This is a genomic window from Terrabacter sp. 2YAF2 (assembly GCF_052114705.1).
Lineage (GTDB): Bacteria > Actinomycetota > Actinomycetes > Actinomycetales > Dermatophilaceae > Terrabacter.
This window is the reverse complement of sequence record NZ_JBFRFG010000019.1, coordinates 36,260-61,234: the sequence shown is the minus strand read 5'-3', so window position 1 is coordinate 61,234 and position 24,975 is coordinate 36,260. Positions and strand designations below refer to the sequence as shown.

The following is a 24,975-nucleotide window of genomic DNA, read 5'->3' as shown; positions in this document are numbered from 1 at the left end:
CTCCCGACGCCCGAAGGACCACGCGGAGGCTCCCCTTCGGCGGTTTAGGCTGGGGCCCATGCAACGACCCCGCCCCATCACCATCGCCGGTCAGCAGGTCGGTCCCGGCCAGCGGCCCTTCGTCATCGGGGAGGTCTCCGGCAACCACAACGGCTCCCTCGAGCGCGCTCTCGACCTCATCGACGCGATCGCCGAGTCGGGGGCCCAGGCCGTCAAGTTCCAGACGTACACGGCCGACACCCTGACGATCCGGTCCGACGAGCCGCCCTTCCGGGTCGATGCGGGGCACGGGCTCTGGGGCGGTCGCCAGCTCTACGACCTCTACGAGGAGGCGCACACCCCCTGGGAGTGGCACGAGCCGATGTTCGCCCGGGCCCGCGAGCGGGGCCTCATCCCCTTCTCCAGCCCCTTCGACGTGACGGCCATCGAGCTGCTCGAGTCGCTCGACGCGCCCTGCTACAAGATCGCCTCTGCCGAGCTCGTCGACCTCCCGCTCATCCGCAACGTGGCGGCGACGGGCAAGCCGATGATCATCTCGAGCGGCATGGCCACGCTCGGCGAGATCGACGCGGCGATCACCGCAGCCCGCCAGGGCGGCTGCCAGGAGATCGTGCTGCTCGCGTGCACGGCCGCCTACCCCGCCTCACCAGACGACGCGCGCCTGCTCTCGGTGCCGACGCTCGAGCAGGCCTTCGGCATTCCGATCGGCCTGTCCGACCACACCCCCGGCATCGGGGTCTCGGTGGCGGCCGTCGCCCTCGGTGCGTGCGTCCTCGAGAAGCACGTGACCCTGCGCCGCGCCGACGGCGGGGTCGACTCCGACTTCTCGCTGGAGCCGGAGGAGCTCGCCGCCCTCGTCACGGAGACCGATGCGGCCCAGCGCGCCGTGTCGCCCGCGCGGTTCGGACCCACGGACGCCGAGAAGGCAGTGCTGGCCCTGCGCCGCTCCCTCTACGTCGTCGAGGACGTCGCCGAGGGCGACCCCGTCACGAGCACGAACGTCCGCTCGATCCGCCCGTCGGGCGGGCTCGCGCCGGACATGATGGCGACGGTCTCCGGCCTGAGGTTCGTCCGCGGCGTCCGTCGCGGGACGGCCCTGAGCTGGGACCACCTCAGCGCGCGAGCCTGAGGTAGCGCGCGAAACCCTCCGACGTCGCGGGGGTGTCGGGCAGGTAGCCCGCCCCTGTGAAGAGGCGCCTCGACGAGACGTTGTCGTCGTGGACGACCGCCAGATAAGTAGAGAGGCCGTCGACCTCCGCCCGGTCGGCGGCCTCGAGGAGCCACCGCTCCCCGGCCTGCAGGAGCGGACGGGCGAGGCCGGCGCCCCGGCGGGTGGTGGCGACGGTGATCGAGACCTCCCACTCCCCCGGGGCCTCCCGGTCCCAGCGCACCGTGCCGACCGGGCCGGCGTGGTCGGCGGCGACGAGCAGGCGGCGGTCGTCACGCGCCAGGGTCGCCTCCAGCCACCGCATGTGGTCCGCGCGTGCGATCGCTTCGTTGGTGCGTGAGGCGGCCCGGGTCGTGGGGTCGTTGCGCCACTCGAGGAGCAGGTCGGCGTCGTCGACCGTCGCCGGCCGCACCGACATGCCGGAGGCATCCCGGGGGGCCGTATGCCGTGGGGTCCCTCCTTGCGCTGCCGGCCGCGCCCCGGTCACGAGGGCCTCCCACGCCGACACGATGCGCCATGCACCGAGACCGTCGACGACCCGGTCGGCCGTCTCGGCGAGCTCCGCCCGCGCCGCCGGGTCCCCGAGGAGGTCGGCGAGGGTCGTCGTCGTCTCCTCCGCGGACAGGTCGGCCGGCGTGCCGAGGCCGGCGGCCATCCCCCGCCTGATCACCTCGTCGTAGCCGGTCTGCTGGTTGTCGACCACGCAGACGAGCGCCATGGGCGTGCGCAGCGCGCACAGCTCCCACACCGTCGTGCCCGCCGCGCTCACGACGAGGTCGGCCACGGCGAGACGGGAGGCGAGGTCGGGTGTCGGGTCGATGACCGTCACGGTGGCGCCGGGCCGCTCCGTCATCGCGGTGAGCCGGTCGCGCGTCTCCGGGCTCGCCACGACGAGCACGTCGACCGCGACGCCGGCACGCGTCGCGGCCGCCTGCACCGCGGCGACGGCGTCAGGGGCGCACCGGGCCGGGTCGGCGCCGCCCATGACGACGACCACGTCCAGGCGATCGCCCGTCGAGCGGTCCGGGTGTCTCCCGCTCAGGCGGCGGATCGCGGGACGCAGCGGCACCCACCGCCCGCCCCGCACCGACCAGGCTGCGTCCTCCGGAGCCGGGGTGGCCTCGGCGCCGAGGGTGGGGTCGATGGCGAGGTCCGCGGATCGCCGGCCGTCGTGACCGTCGTGCATGACGCTGAGGACGGGACCGGTTCCGAGGCTTTCGCGGACGGCGCTCGACACGGTGTAGCTGTCGACGTGGACGACGTCGTGCGTGTCCCACACGGCCCGGTCCGGCAGGTCGCCCGAGTCGCCCAGCCGCCCGGCGACCGGGTGGACGAACAGGCCGGAGCCGGCCACGGCACGGGTGAGCAGGTCACCCTCGACGATGCCGGCAAGCGACACCTCGTGGCCGCGCGACGTGGCCTCCTCGGCCAGGGCGAGGCTGCGCATCACGTGCCCTACGCCGACGCCGGGGCCCCCGTCGCAGCGGAGCAGCACCCGCATCAGCCGGCCTCGAGCGGCTTCTGCACGACCTCGGCGTTGAGCTGCGCGATGTGGGGATGGGCGCGCATGACGCGGAGGATCTCGGTGCGGTGGGCGATGCCGTCCCCGCGCACCGCCACGAGGGCCCGTAGCGCCTCGAGGTCCTCGGGCGTGTCGAGCGTGATGCGCAGCTCCGCCGCCGACGGGGCGAAGACGAGGCCGACGACGTCGAAGGCCTCGGGGTCGGTGTAGATCGCCGAGGTGACGTGGGTGCGGTGGTGGGCGGTGGCGACGGCGTCGGCCCGGTGCAGCGCGTCCGTCGTCGCGAGCTCGACGTCCATGCCGTGCGGGAGGGTCCGCACGAGAACCGACGACACGTAGTCGAGGTGCGGGGCGCCGAGCCACGTCGACACGACGAGGTCGATCACCTCGGGGTCGAGCATGGGGCAGTCGGACGTCAGCCGCACGACCGCGTCGCAGGGGTGCTCCTCGGCGGCGAGCAGGTAGCGCGACAGGACGTCGTCCTCGCTGCCACGGACCACGAGCGCACCGGCTGCCTCGGCGGCCCGGGCGACGGCGTCATCGACCGTCTCGACCGTCGTGGCGACGACGACGGTGTCCACCAGACGCGCCGCGCGTGCCGCACGGATCACCCACTCCAGCACGGTCAGGGAGCCCAGCGGCTCGAGCACCTTGCCGGGCAGCCGGGTCGACCCGGCCCGGGCCTGGATGACGGCAATGACGCGCATGGTCCTCCTCGACGGCGTTTCAGCGGTGCGATTGTCCCGCCCCGCAGACGGTAGCCTGACTGCTGGCGCGCGCATCAGTGCGCCTTTCGTCCGTGCTGCCCAAGGAGGCCACATGTCGCTGCTCACCGGTTCGTCAATCCTCGTGACCGGGGGGACCGGTTCGTTCGGCAAGGCCTTCATCACCGAGCTTCTGGCCAACCACGACCCGAAGCGCGTCGTGATCTTCAGCCGCGACGAGCTCAAGCAGTACGAAGCCCGGCAGATGTTCGACAACGACCCGCGGCTGCGCTGGTTCATCGGCGACATCCGCGACGAGCACCGCCTGCGTCGGGCCATGCACGGCGTCGACTACGTCGTGCACGCTGCCGCGCTCAAGCAGGTCGACACCGCGGAGTACAACCCGTGGGAGTTCGTCAAGACCAACGTCGTGGGCTCGCAGAACGTCATCGAGGCGTGCATCGACACGGGCGTCAAGAAGGTCGTGGCCCTCTCGACCGACAAGGCCTCCTCCCCGATCAACCTCTACGGGGCCACCAAGCTCACGGCCGACAAGCTCTTCATCACGGGCAACCACTACGCGGCCGCCTACCCCACGCGCTTCTGCGTCGTGCGCTACGGCAACGTCATGGGCAGCCGCGGGTCGGTCATCCCGTTCTTCCGCCGTCTTGCCGAGGCCGGCGAGTCCCTGCCCATCACCGACCTCCGGATGACGCGCTTCTTCATCACGCTCCCCCAGGCCGTCAAGTTCGTCACCGACTCCTTCGAGATGATGCAGGGCGGCGAGCTGTACGTGCCCCGCATCCCGTCGATGAAGATCACCGACCTGGCGCAGGCGGTCGCCCCCGGCGCTGCGATGCACGAGATCGGCCTGCGCCCCGGCGAGAAGCTGCACGAGGAGATGATCTCGGCCGAGGAGGGCCGCCGTGCGCTGCGCATCGGTGACCGCTTCGTGCTCCAGCCCGACATCGCCTCCTGGGGCTACACCGCGCCCGCCGACGGCACCCCGGTGCCCGCCGGCTTCCACTACACGTCCGACACCAACGACCAGTGGTTCAGCGGTGAGGAGATGGTGAGCATCCTCGAGACGGAGGTCTGAGGTGCTCCCGTACGGCCGACAGTCCATCACCGAGGCCGACGTCGCTGCGGTGACGGAGGTGCTCCGCGGCGACTGGCTGACCACGGGTCCGTCGGTCGAGCGCTTCGAGACCGACATCGCGGCGGTCGCGGGCCTGTCGGGTCGCGCCGTCTCGGTGACCTCCGGGACCGCGGCCCTGCACGTCGCGTATGCCGCTGCGGGCGTCGGTCCTGGCGACGAGGTGGTCACGACGCCCCTGACCTTCCTCGCGACCGCGACCTGCGCCTCGGTGCTCGGTGCGAAGGTCCGCTTCGCCGACGTCTCGGCGGACACCGGCAACCTCGACCCCGAGGCCGCGGCCGCGGCGGTCACCGAGCGCACCAAGGTCGTCACCGGTGTCGACTACGCCGGTCACCCGATCGACGCCGCCGGCCTCACCCGCGCCGCCCACGATGTGGGCGCCATCGTGCTCGAGGACGCCGCCCACTCCGTCGGCGGCTCCCTCGACGGCACCCCGGTGGGCTCGCTCGCCGACGTCACGACGTTCTCCTTCTTCCCGACGAAGAACCTGACGACGGCCGAAGGCGGCGCCGTCGTCAGCCGCGACCCGGCACTGCTCGAGCGCGCCCGCACGTTCAAGGGCATCGGGATGGTGCGCGAGCAGGAGCGCCTGCGGCACCCCGACGAGGGCGCCTGGTGGTACGAGATGCCCGAGCTCGGGCTGAACTACCGCCTTCCCGACGTGCTCGCTGCCCTCGGTTCGAGCCAGCTGACGAGGCTCGGCGAGTTCGTGGCCCGCCGCCAGGAGATCACCGACCGCTACAACGCGGCCTTCGAGGGCATCGACGTGCTCCGGCGTCCGGCGCACCGCAGCGGTGCGGTCCCGGCCTGGCACCTCTACCCCCTGCGCATCCTCGACGGTCGCCGGCGTGAGCTCTTCGACCACCTGCGCGGCCACGGGATCGGGGTGCAGGTCAACTACATCCCGGTCTACTGGCAGCCCTACTTCGAGGACCTGGGCTACCAGCGCGGCATGTGCCCCGTCGCCGAGGAGTACTACTCCCAGGAGATCTCGCTCCCCCTCTTCCCGGACCTCACCGACAGCGACGTCGACCGCGTCAGCGACCTCGTCCGTGGATTCGTCGGCGCCTGACGTGGACGAACCGGTCGACCGGCACAGCGAGGAGCCACACGACGGGTCGCAGGCAGGCGAGCACGGCAGGCAGGCCAGCCGGGCCGTGCTCGGTCGCGGGTCGCTCTACACGCTCGGCACTGCGGCGCCCATCCTCGCGCAGGCGGCCGTCACGCCGGTCGTGACCCGGCTGCTCGGCCGCGACGCCTACGGTCTCGTCGCGCAGGGCGTCGTCGTCATCCAGGTGACCATGATGCTCGCGAGCCTGGGCCTGCCGTCCGTCATCACGCGGCAGGCGCTCATGACGACGAACGGGATGGCGCGGGCCCGCTCGATCCTGCTGCGGGGCTCCCTGACGACCCTCGGGTTCGCGGCCGTGGCGGTGGCCGTGACCGGAGTCGTCCTCGGTGGCGCCGCCCCCGTCACGCGGCAGACCATGCTGCTGGCCGTCGCCTCCGGCGCGTGCTTCGTGGTCGTCGAGAACGCCCAGGCTCTGATGCGCTCGCTCGACCGTCCCCTCGCCTTCATCTCGATCTCCTCGGTGGCGACCCTGGGAGGACCCCTGGCCGGCCTCGCCGCCATCCTGCTCCTCGGCCGTTCCGCCCAGAACTACCTGCTCGGCCTCCTCGTCGGCTATGCGCTCGCGGCGCTCACGGGCGCCGTGCTCTCACTGGGGGTCCGGCTCTCCCACAAGCGCGAGCACACCCCGGGCGACATGCGCGAGGCCTACCGCTTGGGGCTTCCGATGCTGCCCCACATGGTCGCGCTCTACCTCGCGAGCATGGCCCTCGTCTTCGTCGCCGGCGCCCTCTACGGCCGAGCGGACAGCGGACGTCTGCAGCTCGCCCTGCTCATCGGGACGGCGCCGAACGTCATCACCTCCTCCCTCAACAACTCGTGGGCTCCGGTCGTCTTCGCCGCTCCGCCCGAGCGCCGGGCCGCCGTGCTCGAGCGCACGGCGACCGACGTCGCCACCGTGGCCGCGCTCGTCGCGGGTGGCGTGGCACTGCTCAGCCCGTGGCTCCTCCGGCTGACCGCGGACGCCCGCTTCGCCCCCGACCTGCTCGTCCCCGCCGTCTGCCTCGCGTGCATCGGCGCCATGGTCTCGGTCGCCTATCTCGCCAACGTCCACCTGGTCTTCGCCCAGGGTCGGCCCGCCGGCCTGTCCCTCGTCACCCCGCTGTGCCTCGCGCTCGGGGTGGCGACGGCGTGGGCCCTGGGCCACCTCGATGTCGTCTGGGTCGCCATCGGCTTCCCGGTGACGTATGCCGCCCTCGCCGTGGGAGCGGCCGGGCTCCGTCGCAGGGTCGGTGGCCCCGCGTGGAGGGAGCGCCGTCTGGCGCGGCCCTTCCTCATCGGGTCGCTCTTCATCGTCTGCGGCTTCCTGCTCCCGGTGACCGGCCCCTGGTCGGCGAGCCGTTGGCTGGTGGCCGCCGTGGCCGGCGTCCTCGTCCTGCAGCACGGACGCCAGGTCCTGCGTCCTGCCACCCCCGCCGTCTGACCCGCACCTGACCCGCCGCGACCGACATACCGGACACGCGGGGGGCCGCTCCGACCGGCACGGTCGAGGTGGTGTGATGATGTCCCGCATGAGCGACTCCACACAGCCCCGGACGGTCACCCAGCAAGAGGTCTTCTGGACCGGCGACTTCGGCAAGCAGTACATCGAACGCAACCGGGACGAGCGTCTGGTCGAGAACAACAAGGCGCTCTTCGCGAAGGTGGTCGCCGCCAGCGGAGGCACCATCGGGTCGGCCATCGAGTTCGGTGCCAACATCGGCAACAACCTCAAGGCCCTGCGCGACCTGCTCCCCGATGCCGAGCTGGCCGCCATCGAGATCAACCCGGAGGCGGCTGCCCACCTCTCCGCGTGGGGCGGCGCCGAGGTGACGGTCGCCTCGATCCTCGACCACGACCCGGTCGAGGGCAGCCACGACCTCGCTTTCACCAAGGGTGTGCTCATCCACCTCGACCCCGAGTCGCTGCCGTCGGTCTACGACAAGCTGGTGAAGGCATCGCGCCGCTGGGTCATGGTGTGCGAGTACTACAACCCCACTCCGGTGGAGATCACCTACCGCGGACAGAGCGGGGTCCTCTTCAAGCGCGACTTCGCCGGGGAGATCCTCGACCGGCACCCCGAGCTGCGGCTCGTCGACTACGGGTTCACCTACCACCGTGACCCGGAGCACCCGCTCGACGACTCGACGTGGTTCCTCCTCGAGAAGACGAGCTGACCGGGCCCGCCCGGTCGCGGGTCAGGACGGCCGGCACCAGTCGAGGGACGCCCGCGGGTCGACGAGTCGCGGCAGGCGACGCGGCAGGTGGGACAGGGGATGCCTGAGGAAGTCCACGGGCCGGGGGCCTCCCTGCACGGTCGTCGCCGCGACGGCCGTGCCCGACGCCTCGCGGTCACGCAGCCCCACCACGGTCAGGGCCTTGGCGACCGGGCCCCCCATCCAGTAGCTGCCGAAGGCTCGACCCGACAGCGGACGCGACCAGCCGAGCACCCGCGCCAGCTCGGCGGGACTGAGCAGGTGGGAGGCGCCGAGCTCGGCGTCGGCCAGGGGCTTGGTCGCCGCCAGCGGGGCGTCCTCGGCGTGCAGCTCCGGCCAGAGGCGGGTCAGATGGTCGAGCGCGTCGCGGCTCTCCCCCTCGATGAGCGGCGCCGGCCCGAAGACCGTGGCGCTCACCCCGGCGGCCGCGGCATACCAGACGATCGTCGACAGGCGGTTGCTCACGACGCGCGGCGAGGCCAGCACCCCACGGGCCAGGCGGGGCAGGAAGAGCGGGTCGAACCGGTCGCCGGCGCTCACGACCTCGTGTCCGCCACGCCGCCACGCCTGCACCGTCCCCGCCTGCTTGAGGTCCTCCGAGTGCAGGCACACCGTGGAGGGACCGAGCAGCTCGCGGTAGAAGCGCGATAGGCCCTCGGGGTCGCTGTCGGTCGCACGCACGTGGGTGCGGTGGAGCGGGACGACCAGCGGGCGGCCGTCGCCGGGGACCTGCTCGAGCTGCTGCTGGTCCGCGAGCAGGCGCAGCAGGTAGAGGAACGGCGCACCCACCGGCGTCGTCACGCGATCCTCGTCGTCGGGCGACCACGCGCGGGAGGTGTGGGTCCACACGAGGAGGCGGCGCTGGTCCGCCCCCCGGCCGACCTCCGGGAAGTCCCCGAAGTTGACCGCCAGGGGGGAGCTGGCGACCCAGCCGTGCTGCAGCAGCCCGTCGATGTGCCGGGCCCGGTGCTGACCGGCATACCTGGCCAGCGCAGCGGAGTGTCCGTAGAAGTGGTTCTGGATGTCCATCGTGCTCCTAGCGGGGTCCGGCTGACGACAGCAACGCAGCATAGTCATCGGCCACGGTCTCCCAGTCCCAGCGCAGGACCTCCGCGCGGGTGGGATGACAGGGGGCCCGACCAGAGGCAGCGACCGCCGCCTCGGCCAGGCGCACCAGGTCCCCGCGGGGCACGACGTGGACATCGCCCACTCCCGAGGTCTCGAGCTCCCGGGCCACTCCCACGTCATAGGAGACGACGGCGGCTCCCGACAGGAGCGCCTCGAGCTGGGTGAGCTGGAAGCCTTCGGCGGCGACCGACGGGTTGACGTAGACCGCGCCGCGGAGCGCCGCCCGGATCCCGTCGGGCTCGAGCCGCCCGTGCCACTGCACGTCGAGGCCCCACGCCCGCGCCGTGTCCTGCGCCCTGGCCAGGTCCGGGCCGTCGCCGACGACGTGGACCGGCCGCGACACCCCGGTGCGCTCCCCCACGGTCCGGGCCACCGAGAGGAAGTCCTCCCACCCCTTCTCGGCGACGACGCGCCCCACGAAGACGAGCGGCCTCGCGTCGCCGCCCCCGGCGTCCGCCGGCTCCACCCCGCCGAGCCAGCGGTCGACGTCGATCCCGTTGGGGATCATGACCGCGTCGACGCCGGCGAGCTGCCGCACGAAACCGACGACCTCCGCGGAGACACCCACGACGCGGTCGGCGTGACGCAGCACCCACCCGCCCATGGTCGCGTCGACGCCCCGGCTCCCGGCCTCGACCAGCGCCGAGCCGGTGACGACCGAGCCGGCCCCGTGCTCGGTGTGCACGACCGGCACACCCAGCCGGTGCCCGAGCCGCAGCCCCAGGGCACTCATCGGGAAGAAACGCGTGTGCGTCGCCACCACCGACACGGGTCCCGCCGGCAACCCGCCCCGCCGCACCCGCCCCACGAACGCCGCCCACTCGCGCGGACCCGGCAGGCCGATGACGTCCTTGAGGTCGACGCGACGACGCAGCGGCACCACCGACACGCCGTCGACGGCATACGGCTCCGTGCGCTCGCCTAGGTACACGACCGTCGTGGCGACGCCCCGCTCGACCAGCCGCGGCAACAGCTCCGCCAGGTGCGCCTGCACCCCTCCGTGCGTCTCTGCGAAGTTCGTCGTCACGACGAGGAGGTGCTGCGGAGCTGACATGGGAGGACCCTATCCGCGCGCCGGCTCCGCCCGTCGGCGCCGGGGTGGGAGGGGACGCGCCCGCGACGGCGAACGCGATGCCCGCACTCCTCGCCTATTGTGGTGTCCCGATGAACGAGGACACGTGGCTGGTCGTACCGCTCTACAACGAGGCAGCGGTGATCGGGGAGGTCGTGCGGAGGACGCGCGAGACCTTCCCGAAGATCGTGTGCGTCGACGACGGTTCCAGCGACGACTCGGCGCGTGAGGCGGAGGCAGCAGGGGCCGCGGTCGTCCGCCACCCCGTCAACCTCGGCCAGGGCGCGGCGCTGCAGACCGGCTTCACCTACTGCCTCGGCGACCCCGAGATGCGCTACGTCGTCACCTTCGACGCGGACGGTCAGCACCAGGTCACGGACGTGCTCGTCATGCTCGAACGCATCCGCCGTGGTGACGTCAGGGTCGTCTTCGGCTCGCGCTTCCTCGACGACCGCACCAGCGCCACGGCCCTGAAGAAGCTCGTGCTGCGGATGGCCGTCGGCTACACCAACCTGACGACGCACACGAAGCTCACCGACGCTCACAACGGGCTCCGTGTCCTCGAGCGGTCCGTCGTCGAGCGGCTCGACATCACCCAGAACCGGATGGCGCACGCCTCCGAGATCGTGGCCCAGATCGGCCGGATGCAGTTCGACGGCCGGCAGGTCGCCTACACCGAGGAGCCGGTTCACATCCTCTACACCGACTACTCCATGTCCAAGGGTCAGTCCCTCTGGAACTCGGTCAACATCCTCGCGGAGCTGATCTGGCGATGAAGCAGCTCGCGGTCCAGGTCCTCCTCATCGTCGGCACCCTCGCGGTCTCGTGGCGGCTCCTGCTCGGCTACGGGCAACGCGCGCAGGCGCTGCGCCGGCTCGGGCTGCTCCTCTTCGCCGCCTTCGCCGTGTGGTCGATCCTCGACCCCGGCGTGTGGACCCGCCTGGCCTCGATGGTCGGGATCGGCCGTGGCGCCGACCTCATCCTCTACGGCCTCGTCGTCGCCTTCTTCAGCTTCGTCGTCACCACGTTCAAGCGGTTCCGCGAGATGGAGATCCGCTACACGCGGCTCGCCCGGCGGATCGCCATCGACGAGGCCGCGCCCCCGACGAGACGTCCGGCCGTGACGGCTGCCGCCACCCCAGCGGCCACCCCAGCGGCCACCCCAGCGCCCGCCCCCGCGACCTCCACCGCGGCCACCCCCTCGAGCGACGACGGCAACACCCCCGGCAACGCGCCGGCACCCGAGAGCGGAGCGCCCCATGACGCCGCCTGAGTCCCGCACCGGCGACGACGACGCGTACGTCGTCGACACCCGGCGCCAACCGTCCGGCCGCGGCCGCAGCTCCTCCGCCACGGCGACGAGCCACGACGACGCCTACGTCGTCGACACGCGGAACCGTCCGGCGGGCTCTCGCGGCGACGGCTCCGGTGCGGGACCGACCGACCCGGCGCGACGACCCCGCCGTCGCAAGGGCCGCCTCATCGCCCTGCTCATCGGCGTGCTCGTCCTCGCGTGGCTCGCCTTCATGGTGTGGGTGCCCTACAACGCGTGGACCAACATCACCCGGGTCGACTCAGCACCGAGCGGGGACCGTCCGACCGACGGCAAGGGCACGAACTTCCTGCTCATCGGGTCGGACTCGCGGCAGGGCCTCACCGAGGAGCAGAAGAAGCTCTACGGCGCGACGAACGCCGAGGGCGCCCGCACCGACTCGATCATCCTCGTGCACGTCTCGGACAGCGGGAACAAGCCGCTCATCATCTCGCTGCCGCGTGACTCCTACGTGCCCATCCCGGGCTACAAGAAGAACAAGATCAACGCCGCCTACACCTTCGGTGGCCCCAAGCTGCTCGTGGCGACGGTCGAGAACGCGACCGGCCTGCCCATCAAGGGCTACCTCGAGATCGGCTTCGGCGGGTTCGCCTCCGTGGTGGACTCCCTCGGCGGTGTCGACATCTGCGTGCCCTTCAACATGAAGGACCCCGAGGCCGGCATCGACCTCAAGAAGGGCTGCCAGACCCTGAACGGCCCCAACGCCCTCGGCTTCGTCCGCACCCGCCACACCGACCCGCGCGGGGACCTCGGGCGCGCCGACCGGCAGCGCCAGTTCCTCTCGGCGGTCATGAAGAAGGCCATGTCGCCCAGCACCGTCCTCGTGCCGTGGAAGTACCGCTCCTTCGCCGACTCGATGAGCCACGGGCTCACCCTCGGCCAGGACACGACGATGGGTGAGGCCATCGCGATCTTCCAGGCCATGCGGTCGGTCTCCAACGGCGACGGGCTCTCGGCCACGGTCCCGATCTCCGACCCGAACTACACGACGTATGCCGGCTCGTCGGTCAAGTGGGACTCGGCCAAGGCGACCGAGCTGTTCCGCATGATCAAGGACGACGAGTCGCTCACGGCGGTCCCCAAGGGCGCCGGGAACTGATGACGGCCGAGCATCCCGGAGACGACCTCGCCGCCCGGGCCGCCTCGACGGTGGCCGTCGTCGTGACCTGCGACCGGGTCGAGCTGCTCGAGCGCTCGCTCGCCGCCCTCGCGGGCCAGCAGCCGCCGCCCGGGCACGTCGTCGTCGTCGACAACGGCGCCGACGACCGGGTGCGCGCCCTCGTCGAGGCGCTTCCCGTGCCTGCCACGTGGCTGCCCTCGCGACGCAACCTCGGGGGCGCCGGCGGCTTCGCGTACGGGATGCTGCACGCGCTCGCCCTGGGGGCCGACTACGTCTGGCTCGCCGACGACGACGGCCGCCCGGGATCCGACTCGACCCTCGCCACCCTGCTCGAGCACGTCGGCGACGGGCGCCTGGCGATGGCCTCCCCCGCCGTCGTCAACGACGACGACCCGCAGCGACTCGCCTTCCCGACGCGTCGCGCGCTCAAGCCGGTCACCACCGTCGGCGGCCTCGCCGCCGAGGGCCACGACGGCGTCCTCGAGGGCTTTGCGGCGCTCTTCAACGGGGCGCTCTTCACCGCCGAGTGCATCGAGGCGGTCGGTGTGCCCGACCTGCGGCTGTTCCTGCGCGGCGACGAGATCGAGATGATCCGCCGGCTCCAGCGCTCCGGCCAGCGGTACGGCACCGTGACCGCCGCGACCTACATCCACCCCAGCGGCGCAGCGGAGTTCCACGGCCCGCTCAGTGTCGTGCTGCCGCCCGACGGGGCGAAGCGCTTCTACACCTTCCGCAACCGCGGCTACCTGACCAACCAGCCGGGCAAGCGCCTCAAGCGCCCGCTGGAGTATGCCGTGTACTCGGCCTTCCTGCTCGGCGTCCGGCGGTCGCCCGAGGAGTGGCGTGAGTGGCGCGACCTCATGCGCGACGGGCGCCACGAACGGTTCGAGCGGTTCGAGCGCTACGACGCCCGGTCGGAGTGACCGCCGCGGCGTGACGCGAGGCGCTGGCGCACCAGCACCGCGCCCAGCTGCACCGGCTCGACGAAGACGCGCCGGGCGTTGCGGCTCGGGTTCGCCGCGAGCCGGTAGAGCCATTCCAGACCGGCACGCCCCACCCAGCGCGGGGTGTGCACCTGCTCGCCGGACACGTAGTCGATGCAGCCGCCGACGTTGGCGATGACGCCGTGGGTCATCTGGCCCTGGTGCTCCTCGATCCACCGCTCCTGGGCCCCCATGCCCATGCCGACGAGCACGAGGTCGGCCTGGGGCAGCGCCCGCTCGATCGTCGTGGCCGGGCCGGCATCCTGCTGTGCCCGGTCGTAGCCGTCGAAGGCGATCCACCGCACGGCGGGCGCCCGCTCGGCCACGACCGACGCGGCGCGGGCGCTCGACTCCGGCGAGGCGCCCACGGCGAGCACCGTGAGGCTCGGGTTGCGCTCGAGGATCCGGAAGAGCCAGTCGCTGCTGCCCACCCGGTAGGAGGCGTCGAGCGTGGGGTCGGCCGTGCGCAGCGCACGCCAGACCGGCCAGCCGTCGGCCAGCACGACGTCGGCGCCGTCGGTGTAACGACGGAACGCCGGGTCGGTGAGGTAGAGGTGCACACCGTGGAGGTTGAGGTTGCCGAGGCGTACGGCCGGGACCGGACCGGACAGGACCAGGTCGACGACCGCCTGCTCCGACATCGGCGTCGCCGTGGTGCACAGGTAGGGCACCTCGACCCGGGGCGGGATGCCGAGCGAAGCGCGCGCGGCATCATCGGGACCGGACGACACCGCGTCAGCCCTTGAGCAGCTGGCGGGCCATGACGATGCGCTGGACCTGGTTGGTGCCCTCGTAGATCTGGGTGATCTTCGCGTCGCGCATCATCCGCTCGAGCGGGAAGTCCGTCGTGTAGCCGGCTCCCCCGAGCAGCTGGACGGCATCCGTCGTGATCTTCATCGCCACGTCCGAGGCGTAGCACTTGGCGGCCGCCCCGAAGAAGGTGAGGTCCTTGTCGCCGCGCTCGGACTTCGCGGCCGCGACGTAGACCATCTGGCGCGCGGCCTCGAGCTCCATCGCCATATCGGCGAGCATGAACTGGATGCCCTGGAAGTCGGCGATGCGCTTGCCGAACTGCTTGCGCTCCCTGACGTAGGCGACGGCCTGGTCGAGCGCGCCCTGCGCGATCCCGACGGCCTGGGCGCCGATGGTGACCCGCGTGTGGTCGAGCGTGCGCAGTGCGATCTTCAGCCCGTCACCCACCTGCCCGACGACACGGTCCCCCGGGATGCGCACGTTGTCGAAGTGCAGCTCGCGTGTCGGGCTGCCCTTGATGCCGAGCTTGCGTTCCTTCTCACCGAAGGTGAAGCCCTCGTCGGACTTCTCCAGGACGAAGGCCGTGACGTTGCCGCCGCGGGGGCCGTCGGGGTCGGTCACCGCGAGGACGGTGTAGTACTCGGACACACCGGCGTTGGTGATCCACGACTTGTGGCCGTTGACGACCCAGCCGTCGCCGTCCTGACGCGCCCGGCACCTCATCGCCGCGGTGTCGGAGCCCGCCTCGCGCTCGGACAGGCCGTAGGAGAACGTCGTGCGGCCCTGGGCGAGCGGCGGGAGGTAGCGGCACTTGACGTCGTCGCTGGCGGCGAGGATGAGCGGGAGCGAGCCGAGCTTGTTGACGGCCGGGATGAGCGAGGCGGACGCGTCGACCCGGGCCACCTCCTCGATGACGATGCACGTCGCGAGGGCGTCGGCACCGACGCCGTCGTACTCCTCGGGCACGTGGGGTGCGAAGAAGTCGGAGGCGACGAGCGCGTCGTGCGCCTCCTGCGGGTAGCGCGCCTCCGCGTCGACGGCGGCGGCATACGGGGCGATCTTGTCCTCGGCGACCGCGCGGACGGCCTCCCTCAGGGCCTCGTGGTCCTCGCTCGTCCGGAACAGGTCGAAGTCGGCATTCGTGCTCACGCAGGGATCCTACTCGTGGGTTCGATTAGTAGGACGTCCTCGTGATCGACGCCACGGCCACCGGGTGCCGGACGTGGCGCGCGTCCACGATGAGGACGGCGACTCCTCTCGGTGGCGGACGCATACGTAGACTCCCAGCAGGTCATGAGTGTCAGCGACAAGCCCCGGCTCGCTGGCCGGCAACCCTCCAACCGCGGTGGGGTGCCCCGGGTGAGGACCTGGCCACGGACACTCGTCCGCGGCAAGCGCGGAGAGCCTCTCTCCCGCACCGATCCGTCGGTGCGCCGGGCACACAACGGTTGTCGTGGACCGGCCAGCGACATGGCACGAGGAGAACGACCGATGAGCGAGACCCCCAGCTGGTCCTTCGAGACCAAGCAGATCCATGCCGGACAGACCCCCGACACGGCCACCGGAGCGCGCGCCGTGCCGATCTACCAGACCACGAGCTACGTGTTCAACGACACCGACCACGCAGCAAACCTGTTCGGGCTCAAGGAGTTCGGCAACATCTACACGCGCATCATGAACCCCACCGCCGACGTGGTCGAGCAGCGCGTCGCCGCTCTCGAGGGTGGTGTGGGCGCCCTGCTCGTGGCCTCGGGGCAGTCGGCGACCACGCTCGCCCTGCTCAACATCGCCGAGGCCGGCGACCACATCGTGGCCTCCCCCAGCCTCTACGGCGGCACCGCGAACCTGCTGCAGTTCACCTTCCCCCGGCTCGGCGTCGAGGTGACCTTCGTCGAGGACCCCACCTCGCTCGACTCCTGGCGGGCAGCCGTGCGGCCCAACACCAAGGTCTTCTTCGGGGAGACCATCGCCAACCCGAAGGCAGAGGTCCTCGACATCGAGGGCGTCGCCGCCCTCGCGCACGAGCACGGCGTGCCGCTCGTCGTCGACAACACCATCGCCACGCCCTACGTCATCCGCCCGTTCGAGTGGGGCGCCGACGTCGTCGTGCACTCGGCCACGAAGTACCTCGGCGGCCACGGCACGTCCATCGCCGGCCTCATCGTCGACGCCGGCAGCTTCGACTTCGCCGCCGACCCCGAGAAGTTCCCCGCCTACAACACCCCGGACGAGAGCTACCACGGTCTCGTCTACGCCCGCGACCTCGGCGTCGGCAGCCCGCTCGGGGCCAACCTCGCCTACATCCTCAAGGCGCGGGTGCAGCTGCTCCGGGACCTCGGCCCGGCGGCGGCCCCCTTCAACGCCTTCCTCATCACCCAGGGGCTCGAGACCCTCTCGCTGCGCATCGACCGGCACCTCGAGAACGCGGCGAAGGTCGCGGCCCACCTGCAGGGCCACGACCAGGTCGAGCGGGTGGTCTGGGCGTCCCTGCCCGAGAGCCCGTCGTACGCGCTGGCGCAGAAGTACGCGCCGCGTGGCGCTGGCGCGGTGCTCTCCTTCGAGATCGAGGGCGGCCTCGAGGCGGGCAAGAAGTTCGTCGAGGCGCTGACGCTGCACAGCCACGTCGCCAACATCGGTGACGTGCGCTCGCTCGTCATCCACCCCGCCTCGACGACGCACTCGCAAGGTGGTGACGACGCCCGCCTGGCCGCCGGGGTCACGCCCGGGCTGGTGCGCCTGTCGGTCGGGCTGGAGCACATCGACGACATCGTCGCCGACCTCGAGCAGGGCTTCGCCGCCGCGAAGGCCTGACCGCCCGAAACCGGGGTGAAGCGGGTCGGCAGGGCTGGCACGATGGCGGCCATGCCGATCCGCTACCCCGCCCCGCTCCGTCCCGGTGACCGGATTGGCGTGACCTCGCCGAGCTCCGGTGTCTCCGACGAGCTCTGGGGCCGGTTCACGTATGCCGTCGAGTGCCTCCGCGACCGCGGCTTCGACGTGGTGGTTGGCGAGCTCAACCACGCCCCCTCGCACGTCAGCGGTCCCCGCGAGGCCCGCGCGGCGGAGCTCATGGCGATGCTGCTCGACCCGACGATCCGGGCCGTCGTCCCGCCGTGGGGCGGCGAGACCGGCATCGACCTGCTCGACCTCCTCGACCTCGAGGCGGTGGCCGACGCGGAGCCGACGTGGTGCGTGGGCTTCTCCGACACCTCGACCTGGCTCACCCCGCTCACGCTGGCCACCGGCATCGCGACGATCCACGGGCAGAACCTCATGGACACCCCGTATGCCCTGCCGGACGGCATACGCCACTGGGTCGAGGTCGCGAGCGCGAGCCCGGGCGACGAGCTCGAGCAGCGCTCCCCCGGCCGCTTCAGGTCGGACGGCGGCTGGGACGACTACGCCGGAAACCCCACCGTCAGGGCCATGACCCTCGACAGCCCGGGGACGTGGGTCCGCATCGACCCGGGGCACGAGGGCGAGCCGACGACCGTGTCGGGGCGACTCATCGGCGGCTGCGTCGAGACGATCGGGTTCACGGCCGGGAGCCGTTTCGGTGGGGTGGCGGACTTCGCCGAGGCCCACGCGCCGGAGGGACTGCTGCACTACCTCGACATCTGCGAGTGGAACTCCTACGACATCTGCCGGGCCCTGCACGGAATGCGGCTGGCCGGATGGTTCGACCAGGCGAACGGCATCCTCGTCAGCCGCACCCACGCCCCGGGCCGCCCCGGCTTCTCGCAGCACGACGCGGTGCGGGACGCCCTCGGGATTCTCGGCGTGCCGATCATCGCCGACGTGGAGTGCGGCCACGTCGCGCCCCACCTCGCGCTCGTCAACGGCGCCCTCGCGACGGTCACGGCGGGTCCCGAGGAGTGCTCGGTCCGCCAGCGACTCGTCTGAGCCGACCCGGTCAGGACGCGGCGTAGACCTCGTCGAGGAGCACGTCGTCCCCGACCGGCGCGGTTCCCCCGGAGGAGACCTCGACGCCGGTGAACCCGGTGGTGCCGGCGGCGACGGGCACCCGGCCGAGCAGCACCCCGTTGACGTAGACCGAGGCCCCGGACGCGGAGGCCTGGATGCGCACCGCGCTCCAGGTGCCCGCCCGGACCCGACCCTGGCCCGAGAGAAGCTTCCAGGCCGCGCCGTCCCATCGCTTGACGCTGCCGTCGGGCCACACCGAGACCATCAGGCCCTTCTGCGAGACCGGCCCACGGTAGGCGTTGAGCGTCAGCACCAGCGCGCAGCGGATCGCGACCGGGTTCAGCATCATCGAGAAGGTCCTGGTGGACGTGAGCGGCAGGCTCTTGGCGAAGATCGCGGTCGCGGAGGACGACCGGTCGGTCAGGCGCACGGCACGGTCGCTCGACCGCCCCGCGGCGTTGCCCTGCACCGTGACGCTGGGAGCGCCCGCGCTGACGGCGACGTAGCCGGCGGGGACACTCCCGACGGCGTCGTCCTCGAAGGTCGACGGGAGGGTCCGCAGCTGGATCTCGGACAGCTCGACCAGGTCCTGCGGGCTGCCGACGTTGAACCGCACGTAGCGCGCCACGACCCCCGCCGGGAACCCCCGGTCGGTGAGCAACGAGTAGCGACCCGAGCTGTACCACGATGCGACCGTCCGCCAGGTCCTGCCGTCGCTCGACACGGCGGCGTTCGCGCTGGAACCGGGCACCGGCAGCACGAGCGAGGCACCGGTCAGGGTGCTGAGCCCGCCCAGGTCGAGGGTGAGCGTGCCGGACCGCGCCCGGCGCACGGCGCCGGCGTCGGGTTCGATGCTGCCGTCGACGACCGCGGCGGGCCCCGAGGCCGATGTCAGGCGGTCGACCATGTCCGTGGAGATCCGCGCCTGACCGGAGGCCACGAGCCGGCGCACGTCGATCCGGCGGCCGTCCGGTGGAGCCACGTCGATCTCCCGGGACCAGATCCCGACGGGACGCGGGGCGGTGCCGGTGAAGCACCAGTTGCTGCCCATGTCGCCGAACTGGAGGAGCCGGTTGTCCCCCACGCTCACCAGGCTGGTGTAGCCGCTCGTGCGGTCCGCGTAGGTGGTGGTCGGCGGCGTCCACGTCCTGCCCGTGCCGTCCTGCGAGAAGAGCACCTGCGTGCCCGGCCGCCCGAAGCTCAGCGCGAGCTGGCCTCGTGGCGTGACCAGCAGGTGGGGGTCTGCGCTGGAGATGAGCGACGGCGCCACCCCCGGGACGTTGAGCGGTGCCGGAGGGCTCCAGGTCAGGCCGTCGTCGCTCGACCGGGTGATGAGGAGGGGATCGCCGACGACCGCGCCGGTGCAGACCGCGGGGAAGATGGGCGCATCCTGTCGCAGCACCGCGACGAGGTCGCCGTTCGGCACCCGGATCATGGTGGCCTCGTCACGACCTTCGTTCGCGACGGAGTCGTTGCCCTCGGCCATGGTGGACACCCAGGTCCACGTCATGCCGCCGTCGGCGCTGCGCATCAGTTCGACGTCGTAGGTCTTGCGACCTGAACGGACCACGTAGGTCGTCGCCAGGAGCGCCCCGTCCCGCGCCTGGACGATGCCGCGGTGGAAGAGGAAGAGGTCGGCCGCGAACGGCAGTCGCGCCGTGCCGGTGAAGGTGGACCACGTGGCACCGTTGTCGCGTGAGGTCCAGCTGGGCGTGTCGAACTCGCTGCTCCCCGTCGACGTCAGCACCTGGACGTGCGGGGCGGTCAGCGCCCGTGGCGGCACCGGGGGCGCCGGTGCGGGTGTCGAGGTCTCCTGGGCGGCGGTTGCCGGCTGTGGCGTCCCGGTCACGCCCGCGCCCGCGGACGGCGTGCTCGTCGGGGTGTCGGTGCTCGTCGGGGTCTCGGTGCTGGTGGGCGTGTCGGTGCTGGTCGGGGTCTCGGTGCTCGTCGGCGGGTCCGTGCTCGTCGGGGTCTCGGTGCTCGTCGCCGGCGTCGTGGGAGTGTCCGCGCTCGTCGGGGGCACCGTCGGGGTGTCGGTGGGCACCGGCACCGCCTTGGGCTTGGTCCGGAAGTCGACGGCGAGGATCGAGCCGTCGTCGAGACGAGTCGCCGACAGGAGAGGAACGTTGCCCACCGGTGACCAGCTGCGGCCACCGTCGGTCGAGCGCAGCGTCCGCGGGGGCGTGTCCACGGCGCCCGAGTCGATGTCCTGGTTGTAGCTGACGAGCAGTGTGCGCGGTGACCGGCCCCCGTCGGCGGAGGGCAGCGCGAGCACCGCCGGGAACTGCATGTAGCTCGACCCGGCCAGCGTGGCGCGTCCGCTGGCATCGGGAGTGACGCTGCCCGCCACGACCATGGTGCTAGAGCTGGCAGCGGTCACCGCCGTGAGCGCGTCCGCCTCGTCGGGCGCCACGGCCACCGCCGACCCGATCAGAGCAAGGACCATCACGGACCCGGTGACGCGACGCATTGCAACCCCCATAGCAGCGCGGTCCGAGCCCCCCATGAGCCCGCGCGCAAGGGAAGATTACGGCAGCAAGGGCACAAATGCGGTCGTTTTGGCCGAGGTCGTTATTACCATTTCTTTAGAGGGCGCAGACCTAACCCAGAACCTCGTCGACGTAGCACCAGCGCCACGCCTCCCCCGGCTCGATCGAGCGCATCACCGGATGGTGCGTCTCGTGGAAGTGTCCCGTCGCGTGCTTGTACTCTGACGAGTCGCAGCATCCGACGTGGCCGCAGACGAGGCAGAGGCGCAGGTGCACCCAGGTCGTGCCGTCGCGCAGGCACTCCTCGCACCCCTCCGGGGTCCGCGCAGCGGTGCACGAGTCCGTCGCGCGGAGGTGCTCGCACGCGGCCTCGATCGTGTCCACGGGCAGCATCTCGCTCTCCGCCAGACGGCTCTCCTGGTCATCGAGACGGTCGAGCATGGTCTCCTCGAGGTCGAGCGACGCCAGCACGGTGCGGAGCACGACGTGGTCGGCCCGGCCCTCGTCGCGCAGCCGCAACACCTCGTCGCGCTCGGCCTGGAGCATCTGCATGCGGGCCCGGCGGTAGACAGCGCTCGGCGTCTCGTCGGCATCGCCGCTGCGCGGCCCGAGCCGCTCCCACATCTGGTTGAGCCGGTCGTCCGACCGTGACCGCAGCATCTCCTTGGTCGCACCGTCGAGCTCGGTCATCGAGTCGAGGACGTCGAGCCCCGAGCGCGTCGCGGCCTGCAGCACGGTCGCCGCCTGAAGGGCATCCTCGCGGGGGTCGGGGCCACGCACGTCGAGCCGACGAGCCAGGGCAGGCAGGGTCGTACCCTGGATGAGCAGCGTGCCGATCGTGACGACGACAGCGATGAGCACGAGCACCTTCTGGTGTGGGGTCTCCAGCGGCAGCAGCAGGGCCGCCGCGAGCGTCACCACACCTCGCATGCCCGCCCAGGACAGGACGACGGTGTGCGTCCACGGCGCCTGCGCCTCCTCGTGGAGCAGACGCGTGCGCAGGTAGCGGAACGGCACGACCCACAGGGGCCGCAGCACGAGGACCACGACGAGCGTCCCGACGGCGGCGAGCGTGATCTGCCCTGCGGAGAGGGGTGAGCTGCGGACGTCGGCGATGACGTAGAAGACCTGCAGCCCGATGAGGAGGAAGACGGCGTTCTCGAGGAGGAACTGGATCGAGGTCCAGTTGATCCGCTCGCTGAGGCGTGATGCGCCCGTCTGCGTGCGCGGCGACTTGTGGCCGAGGACGAGACCAGCCGTCACGACGGCGATGACGCCCGAGGCGTGGAGCTCCTCGGCAGGGACGTAGGCCGCGAAGGGCACCATGAACGACAGCACGGTGTCGAAGGCCGGCTCGGTGGAGAAATGCCGACGCAGCACGGTGACGAGCAGCGCGACGCCGAAGCCGATCGCGGCCCCGCCGGCCGACGCCCATGCGAAGTCGAGCACGACCCCGCCGAACGACACACCCTTCGACGCCACCCCGGCCGCGAGCCCGGCCGCGGCGAGAGCGGTGCGCAGCGAGACGAGCGCCGTCGCGTCGTTGACGAGCGACTCCCCCTCGAGGATGGACACGAGGCGACGCGGGAGACCGATCCGTCGCCCGACGGCGGTCGCGGCCACCGCGTCTGGCGGTGCGACGACCGCGCCGATCGCGAAGGCGACCGCGAAGTCGAGCCCGAGCGCCCAGCGCAGGAAGAGTGCGACGCCGAGGGCCGTGAAGAGCACGAGCCCCACGGAGAGGCTGAGGATGACGCCCTTGTTGTTGCGGAAGTCGACGAGCGAGGTCTGGATCGCGGCGGCATACAGCAGCGGCGGCAGGATGCCGAGCAGCACGACCTCGGGACTCAGGACCACCTCGGGGACGAACGGGAGGTAGGACCCGAGGATCCCGATGACGATGAGGACGAGGGGCGCGGGCAGGTCGAAGCGGTCGGCCAGCCACGAGCCCCCGAGGACGGTGGCCGAGATGGCCAGCAGCCCGATGGCGATCTCCACGACGACAGCGAGCTGGCGGGCGGGTCAGCCCGCGAGCTCGGGGGCGACGGTCTGCTCGAAGAGCTCGATGCCGGAGCGGTCGTAGGCGGCCTCGGCGAAGTACGTGATGGCGTACGTCATGCCGCGCGCCTCCATGTCCTTGAACATCGAGACGATCTTCTCGGGCGTGCCGACCGCGGGCTGCTTGCGCAGGTCGTCGACGGCTGCCGCGGCCTTGGCGTCGGCCACGCCGCCCTTGCGGAGCAGCTCGCCGTAGAACTGGAGACGGTCCTCGACGTCGGCCTCGGTCTCACCGATGACGACGTTGTAGTTGGCCGAGCGGACGATGTCGCCGAAGTCGCGGCCGAGGTCGTCGCAGTGGCCTTCGAGGATCGCGCTCTTGTGGTCGAAGCCCTCGGGGCTGCCGTCGAAGTTCGTGTAGTCGGCGTACTGGGCCGCGATCTTCAGCGTCACCTTCTCGCCGCCGCCGGCGATCCACATGGGGATGCCGTTGAGGACGCTCCCCGGGTGGCTCGTGCCCTGCAGCGGCCGCGGAGCGCAGAGGGCGCCGTCGACCTGGTAGTACTTCCCGTCGAGCGTGGCCGACCCCTTGGTCCACATGTCGCGGAAGACCTGGACGCCCTCGCGGAGCGCGCCGAGGCGGTCGCCGGCCTTGGGGAAGCCGTAGCCGTAGGCGCGCCACTCGTGCTCGTACCAGCCGGCGCCGATGCCCATCTCGGTGCGGCCTCCGGAGATGACGTCGACGGTCGCGGCGACCTTCGCGAGGTAGGCGGGGTTGCGGTAGGCCATGCACGTGCACATCTGGCCGAGGCGGACCCGGCTCGTCGCGGCGCCGAAGCCCGCCATGAGCGACCACGCCTCGTGCGTCGCCTCGCCCGAGGGCTGCGGCACCGTGTGGAAGTGGTCGTAGACCCAGATCGACTCGAAGACGTCTCCGTCGTCGGCGTGCTTGGCGAGGTTGACCATGACTTCCCACTGCTGGGCCGGCTCGATGCCGACGAGATCCATCCGCCAGCCCTGGGGAACGAACATTCCGAATCGCATTCCCTCATCCAACCACGGTCGCCCGTGGCCGGTCCGGACGCGACCTGCGGGCACCTACGTGCACCTACGTGTGAGGATGACGGGATGAGTCCGCACCACAACGACCCGGACGTCATCCGGGACCTGCTGCACACCCCTGCCTCCTGGGCCGTCGTCGGCCTCGGCGACAACCCCGACCGCACGGCCTACCGCGTGTCGTTGTGGCTCCAGCGCGAGCTCGGGATCCGTCTCGTCCCGGTGCACCCGAGCGCCGCCCGCGTGCACGGCTGCCAGGGCTACAAGACCCTGTCCGACATCCCGGACGGCACCGTCGTCAAGGTCGTCGACTGCTTCGTCAACAGTGAGCGGGTCGGTGCCGTCGTCGACGAGGCGATCGCCGAGCGGGAGCGACTCGGCATCGAGGCGCTGTGGCTGCAGCTCGGGGTCGTCGACGAGCAGGCAGCTGCCCGCGCCGAGCAGGCTGGGCTCGCGGTCGTCATGGACACCTGCCCGAAGATCGAGTACCCCCGGATCCACCCCGGCGACGGCGCCGCGGCCGTGACCGACTGACGGCGCCAGCGCGGGCCTCATCGTTCTCGCCGTCCCCTACGTCACTGCTGCACCCCACGCAGCACTGACGTGGCATTCCTACGTCACTGCTGCACCCCACGCAGCACTGACGTGGCATTCCTACGTCACTGCTGCACCCCACGCAGCACTGACGCACCCCTCGGGCGCTCAGTCCGAGAGCCCGTGCGCCACCTGCTCGCGCAGCGACGCGCCCTTGGCGTGCGCCTGGTCGCGCAGGTCGGCCTGGAAGGCGACCATCTGCTCGCGGACGTCGACCGACAGGTCGTCCGTGCCCGTGCCGACGATGCGCGCAGCGAGCAGACCCGCGTTGCGGGCGCCCCCGATCGACACGGTCGCGACCGGCACGCCGGCCGGCATCTGGACGATCGAGAGGAGCGAGTCCATGCCGTCGAGGTACTTCAGCGGGACCGGCACGCCGACGACCGGGAGGGGCGTCACCGACGCGAGCATGCCGGGCAGGTGCGCTGCTCCCCCGGCCCCGGCGATGACGACCCGCAGACCGCGCGCGGCCGCCTTCTGGCCGTAGGCGATCATCTCGTCGGGCATCCGGTGGGCCGAGACGACGTCGGCCTCGTAGGGGATGCCGAACTCCTCGAGGGCGCGGGCGGCCTCACGCATGACGGGCCAGTCGCTGTCGCTGCCCATGACGATGCCGACGACGGGTGCTGGGCTCGCTGCGTTCAC

The 24,975-nt window shown here is 71.7% G+C and carries 22 protein-coding genes and 1 riboswitch; of the genes, 12 read left to right on the top strand and 10 right to left on the bottom strand.

Annotation, left to right across the window (positions count from 1 at the left end; all coding sequences use genetic code 11):
• Positions 1-58: 58 nt before the first annotated feature.
• Positions 59-1,129 carry a pseudaminic acid synthase gene (gene pseI, locus AB4030_RS18180; protein ID WP_442280614.1) on the top strand — a complete coding sequence of 357 codons (1,071 nt, stop codon included), beginning with the start codon at positions 59-61 and terminating at the stop codon, positions 1,127-1,129.
• Here pseI and AB4030_RS18175 read toward each other — a convergent pair.
• Both AB4030_RS18175 and AB4030_RS18170 read right to left on the bottom strand, forming a co-directional pair.
• Positions 1,113-2,615, bottom strand: a complete 1,503-nt coding sequence (locus AB4030_RS18175; protein WP_442280630.1) for a GNAT family N-acetyltransferase — start codon at positions 2,613-2,615, stop codon at positions 1,113-1,115. The genes pseI and AB4030_RS18175 overlap by 17 nt on opposite strands.
• A gap of 53 nt (positions 2,616-2,668) precedes the next feature.
• A complete protein-coding gene (locus AB4030_RS18170) occupies positions 2,669-3,397 on the bottom strand; it encodes a cytidylyltransferase domain-containing protein (RefSeq protein ID WP_442280613.1) in 729 nt (242 codons plus the stop codon).
• A gap of 112 nt (positions 3,398-3,509) precedes the next feature.
• Between AB4030_RS18170 and pseB the strand changes: the two genes are divergently transcribed.
• The 4 genes from pseB to AB4030_RS18150 all read left to right on the top strand — a co-directional run bounded on the left by pseB (position 3,510) and on the right by AB4030_RS18150 (position 7,838).
• Complete coding sequence (gene pseB / locus AB4030_RS18165; protein WP_442280612.1) at positions 3,510-4,493, top strand: UDP-N-acetylglucosamine 4,6-dehydratase (inverting); 984 nt, start codon at positions 3,510-3,512, stop codon at positions 4,491-4,493.
• 1 nt (position 4,494) lies between these two features.
• A complete protein-coding gene (locus AB4030_RS18160) occupies positions 4,495-5,625 on the top strand; it encodes a DegT/DnrJ/EryC1/StrS family aminotransferase (protein ID WP_442280611.1) in 1,131 nt (376 codons plus the stop codon).
• A gap of 1 nt (position 5,626) precedes the next feature.
• The gene (locus tag AB4030_RS18155; protein ID WP_442280610.1) at positions 5,627-7,105 is read left to right on the top strand and encodes a lipopolysaccharide biosynthesis protein; all 1,479 of its coding nucleotides are present in this window, start codon (positions 5,627-5,629) and stop codon (positions 7,103-7,105) included.
• Positions 7,106-7,193: 88 nt separating this feature from the next.
• The gene (locus tag AB4030_RS18150; RefSeq protein WP_442280609.1) at positions 7,194-7,838 is read left to right on the top strand and encodes a pseudaminic acid biosynthesis-associated methylase; all 645 of its coding nucleotides are present in this window, start codon (positions 7,194-7,196) and stop codon (positions 7,836-7,838) included.
• A 21-nt stretch (positions 7,839-7,859) separates the two neighbouring features.
• On the opposite strand, the gene AB4030_RS18145 is transcribed toward AB4030_RS18150, so the two are convergent.
• Positions 7,860-8,906 (bottom strand): hypothetical protein, encoded by a 1,047-nt coding sequence (locus tag AB4030_RS18145; protein ID WP_442280608.1) that lies wholly within the window; start codon positions 8,904-8,906, stop codon positions 7,860-7,862.
• 7 nt (positions 8,907-8,913) lie between these two features.
• Positions 8,914-10,059 carry a glycosyltransferase family 4 protein gene (locus tag AB4030_RS18140; protein WP_442280607.1) on the bottom strand — a complete coding sequence of 382 codons (1,146 nt, stop codon included), beginning with the start codon at positions 10,057-10,059 and terminating at the stop codon, positions 8,914-8,916.
• 110 nt (positions 10,060-10,169) lie between these two features.
• On the opposite strand from AB4030_RS18140, the gene AB4030_RS18135 reads away from it, so the two are divergent.
• Genes AB4030_RS18135 through glfT1 form a run of 4 tightly spaced genes read left to right on the top strand, consistent with a single transcriptional unit; the run spans position 10,170 to position 13,453 of the window.
• Positions 10,170-10,853 (top strand): glycosyltransferase family 2 protein, encoded by a 684-nt coding sequence (locus AB4030_RS18135; RefSeq protein ID WP_442280606.1) that lies wholly within the window; start codon positions 10,170-10,172, stop codon positions 10,851-10,853.
• Complete coding sequence (locus AB4030_RS18130) at positions 10,850-11,350, top strand: DUF2304 domain-containing protein (RefSeq protein ID WP_442280605.1); 501 nt, start codon at positions 10,850-10,852, stop codon at positions 11,348-11,350. The genes AB4030_RS18135 and AB4030_RS18130 overlap by 4 nt, the downstream gene beginning before the upstream one ends.
• Positions 11,337-12,509: an LCP family protein gene (locus tag AB4030_RS18125; protein WP_442280604.1), complete on the top strand. Its 1,173-nt coding sequence runs from the start codon at positions 11,337-11,339 to the stop codon at positions 12,507-12,509. The genes AB4030_RS18130 and AB4030_RS18125 overlap by 14 nt, the downstream gene beginning before the upstream one ends.
• Positions 12,509-13,453 (top strand): galactofuranosyltransferase GlfT1, encoded by a 945-nt coding sequence (gene glfT1, locus AB4030_RS18120; protein WP_442280603.1) that lies wholly within the window; start codon positions 12,509-12,511, stop codon positions 13,451-13,453. Before AB4030_RS18125 ends, glfT1 begins: the two co-directional genes overlap by 1 nt.
• On the opposite strand, the gene AB4030_RS18115 is transcribed toward glfT1, so the two are convergent.
• A complete protein-coding gene (locus AB4030_RS18115; protein WP_442280602.1) occupies positions 13,432-14,244 on the bottom strand; it encodes a WecB/TagA/CpsF family glycosyltransferase in 813 nt (270 codons plus the stop codon). The two genes, glfT1 and AB4030_RS18115, sit on opposite strands and share 22 nt — an antisense overlap.
• 4 nt (positions 14,245-14,248) lie before the next feature.
• Positions 14,249-15,415, bottom strand: a complete 1,167-nt coding sequence (locus tag AB4030_RS18110) for an acyl-CoA dehydrogenase family protein (RefSeq protein ID WP_442280601.1) — start codon at positions 15,413-15,415, stop codon at positions 14,249-14,251.
• 140 nt (positions 15,416-15,555) lie between these two features.
• Positions 15,556-15,669, top strand: a riboswitch (SAM riboswitch).
• 88 nt (positions 15,670-15,757) lie between these two features.
• Here AB4030_RS18110 and AB4030_RS18105 point away from each other — a divergent pair.
• Positions 15,758-17,077, top strand: coding sequence for a bifunctional o-acetylhomoserine/o-acetylserine sulfhydrylase (locus AB4030_RS18105; RefSeq protein WP_442280600.1), 1,320 nt, complete (start codon positions 15,758-15,760; stop codon positions 17,075-17,077).
• Positions 17,078-17,128: 51 nt separating this feature from the next.
• On the top strand, positions 17,129-18,169 hold the full coding sequence (locus tag AB4030_RS18100; protein ID WP_442280599.1) for a S66 family peptidase: 1,041 nt from the start codon (positions 17,129-17,131) through the stop codon (positions 18,167-18,169).
• A gap of 10 nt (positions 18,170-18,179) precedes the next feature.
• Here the strand turns inward: AB4030_RS18100 and AB4030_RS18095 are convergent, their stop codons facing one another.
• The 3 genes from AB4030_RS18095 to AB4030_RS18085 form a co-directional block, all read right to left on the bottom strand.
• Complete coding sequence (locus AB4030_RS18095; RefSeq protein ID WP_442280598.1) at positions 18,180-20,660, bottom strand: exo-alpha-sialidase; 2,481 nt, start codon at positions 20,658-20,660, stop codon at positions 18,180-18,182.
• A gap of 130 nt (positions 20,661-20,790) precedes the next feature.
• Positions 20,791-22,677, bottom strand: a complete 1,887-nt coding sequence (locus tag AB4030_RS18090) for a Na+/H+ antiporter (protein WP_442280597.1) — start codon at positions 22,675-22,677, stop codon at positions 20,791-20,793.
• Positions 22,678-22,701: 24 nt separating this feature from the next.
• Positions 22,702-23,721 carry an LLM class F420-dependent oxidoreductase gene (locus AB4030_RS18085; protein ID WP_442280596.1) on the bottom strand — a complete coding sequence of 340 codons (1,020 nt, stop codon included), beginning with the start codon at positions 23,719-23,721 and terminating at the stop codon, positions 22,702-22,704.
• Between the two features lie 84 nt (positions 23,722-23,805).
• Here AB4030_RS18085 and AB4030_RS18080 point away from each other — a divergent pair, with 84 nt between their 5' ends.
• Positions 23,806-24,270: a CoA-binding protein gene (locus tag AB4030_RS18080; protein ID WP_442280595.1), complete on the top strand. Its 465-nt coding sequence runs from the start codon at positions 23,806-23,808 to the stop codon at positions 24,268-24,270.
• A 168-nt stretch (positions 24,271-24,438) separates the two neighbouring features.
• Here AB4030_RS18080 and purE read toward each other — a convergent pair whose 3' ends face one another.
• The gene (gene purE / locus AB4030_RS18075) at positions 24,439-24,936 is read right to left on the bottom strand and encodes a 5-(carboxyamino)imidazole ribonucleotide mutase (RefSeq protein ID WP_442280629.1); all 498 of its coding nucleotides are present in this window, start codon (positions 24,934-24,936) and stop codon (positions 24,439-24,441) included.
• Between the last annotated feature and the right edge of the window lie 39 nt (positions 24,937-24,975).

What these genes read in the sequence shown, in the direction of transcription:
- pseI (WP_442280614.1), top strand. Translation starts at nt 59, where the DNA reads ATGCAACGACCCCGCCCCATCACCATCGCCGGTCAGCAGGTCGGTCCC.
- AB4030_RS18175 (WP_442280630.1), bottom strand. Translation starts at nt 2,615, where the DNA reads ATGCGCAGCCTCGCCCTGGCCGAGGAGGCCACGTCGCGCGGCCACGAG.
- AB4030_RS18170 (WP_442280613.1), bottom strand. Translation starts at nt 3,397, where the DNA reads ATGCGCGTCATTGCCGTCATCCAGGCCCGGGCCGGGTCGACCCGGCTG.
- pseB (WP_442280612.1), top strand. Translation starts at nt 3,510, where the DNA reads ATGTCGCTGCTCACCGGTTCGTCAATCCTCGTGACCGGGGGGACCGGT.
- AB4030_RS18150 (WP_442280609.1), top strand. Translation starts at nt 7,194, where the DNA reads ATGAGCGACTCCACACAGCCCCGGACGGTCACCCAGCAAGAGGTCTTC.
- AB4030_RS18145 (WP_442280608.1), bottom strand. Translation starts at nt 8,906, where the DNA reads ATGGACATCCAGAACCACTTCTACGGACACTCCGCTGCGCTGGCCAGG.
- AB4030_RS18140 (WP_442280607.1), bottom strand. Translation starts at nt 10,059, where the DNA reads ATGTCAGCTCCGCAGCACCTCCTCGTCGTGACGACGAACTTCGCAGAG.
- AB4030_RS18135 (WP_442280606.1), top strand. Translation starts at nt 10,170, where the DNA reads ATGAACGAGGACACGTGGCTGGTCGTACCGCTCTACAACGAGGCAGCG.
- AB4030_RS18130 (WP_442280605.1), top strand. Translation starts at nt 10,850, where the DNA reads ATGAAGCAGCTCGCGGTCCAGGTCCTCCTCATCGTCGGCACCCTCGCG.
- AB4030_RS18125 (WP_442280604.1), top strand. Translation starts at nt 11,337, where the DNA reads ATGACGCCGCCTGAGTCCCGCACCGGCGACGACGACGCGTACGTCGTC.
- glfT1 (WP_442280603.1), top strand. Translation starts at nt 12,509, where the DNA reads ATGACGGCCGAGCATCCCGGAGACGACCTCGCCGCCCGGGCCGCCTCG.
- AB4030_RS18105 (WP_442280600.1), top strand. Translation starts at nt 15,758, where the DNA reads ATGAGCGAGACCCCCAGCTGGTCCTTCGAGACCAAGCAGATCCATGCC.
- AB4030_RS18100 (WP_442280599.1), top strand. Translation starts at nt 17,129, where the DNA reads ATGCCGATCCGCTACCCCGCCCCGCTCCGTCCCGGTGACCGGATTGGC.
- AB4030_RS18095 (WP_442280598.1), bottom strand. Translation starts at nt 20,660, where the DNA reads ATGCGTCGCGTCACCGGGTCCGTGATGGTCCTTGCTCTGATCGGGTCG.
- AB4030_RS18085 (WP_442280596.1), bottom strand. Translation starts at nt 23,721, where the DNA reads ATGCGATTCGGAATGTTCGTTCCCCAGGGCTGGCGGATGGATCTCGTC.
- AB4030_RS18080 (WP_442280595.1), top strand. Translation starts at nt 23,806, where the DNA reads ATGAGTCCGCACCACAACGACCCGGACGTCATCCGGGACCTGCTGCAC.
- purE (WP_442280629.1), bottom strand. Translation starts at nt 24,936, where the DNA reads ATGGGCAGCGACAGCGACTGGCCCGTCATGCGTGAGGCCGCCCGCGCC.